The organism is Streptococcus parasanguinis (assembly GCF_016648925.1).
In the GTDB taxonomy this organism is placed as follows: Bacteria; Bacillota; Bacilli; order Lactobacillales; family Streptococcaceae; genus Streptococcus.
Map to the genome: position 1 here is coordinate 1 of NZ_JACLQX010000046.1, position 1,035 is coordinate 1,035.

Consider the following 1,035-nt stretch of genomic DNA (forward strand, 5'->3'; position numbering starts at 1 on the left):
GCTAGACAAACCTGTTTTTTTACGCGATAAATATTATTTATCATCTCCTTTAAAAATACATATTAGACACGATCATTAATAGGTGATAAGATGAATGTATGAAATAATAAAGGAGGAATGAATATGTGCAGAACCATAGTAGGAGTATCCGCTAATCTCTGTCCGGTTGATCCGGAAGGGAAGAACCTTCATTCCTCCGTTTCCAGCCAGTTTGCAGAAGGGATTCGTCAAGCAGGCGGACTTCCAATGGTTATTCCGATGGGAGATATTTCCTTAGTCAAGGATTATGTTGAAACCATTGATAAATTGATCTTGAGTGGGGGCCAAAATGTGGAGCCGAGTCTTTATGGTGAAGAAAAAACTATCGAGAGCGACGATTACAACATCAAACGCGATCAATTTGAGCTTGCCCTACTGAAGGAAGCAGTACGCCAAAACAAACCGGTTCTAGGAATTTGCCGTGGGGTTCAGTTGATCAATGTGGCTTTTGGAGGAACACTCAACCAAGAGATCGAAGGGCATTGGCAAGGACTTCCGTTTGGGACTTCCCATTCTATCCAGACTAAAAAAGGCAGTGTGGTAGAACAGCTTTTTGGACAGGCCAGTCGGATTAATTCCGTGCACCGTCAAAGCATCAAGGATCTCGCACCGAATTTCCGTGCAACCGCCTTTGATCCGCGCGATCACACCATCGAAGCCATTGAAGCTGTAGATGGTCATCGCATTATGGGCTTGCAGTGGCACCCAGAATACTTGGTTAATGAAGAAAAAGGGAATTTAGAACTTTTTAAATACTTATTACAGGAATTATAAAAAAAGAGGTTGAAGTTGGGTCAACCTCTTTTTTAGTGCACATAGGATATTTTACTCCATGTTTTCCTGACTCTTATCGTTTGTGCTAACAGGTAAAAGACTAAAGATAGGGAGTTTTCCCAATGTATGTATGAAAGAATGAGATAGGATATTTCCTGATTCACAATAGGCGATAGATAAAGATAAAAAATATTTATAGCGAAAAAAACAGGTTTGTCTAGT

At 40.5% G+C, this 1,035-nt stretch carries 1 protein-coding gene; it reads left to right on the plus strand.

Annotated features, from left to right (window positions below; all coding sequences use genetic code 11):
* Nucleotides 1-123: 123 nt before the first annotated feature.
* Entirely contained in the window at nt 124-813 is a 690-nt protein-coding gene (locus H7T97_RS10180) for a gamma-glutamyl-gamma-aminobutyrate hydrolase family protein (RefSeq protein WP_049486542.1), read from the plus strand.
* Nucleotides 814-1,035 lie beyond the last annotated feature (222 nt).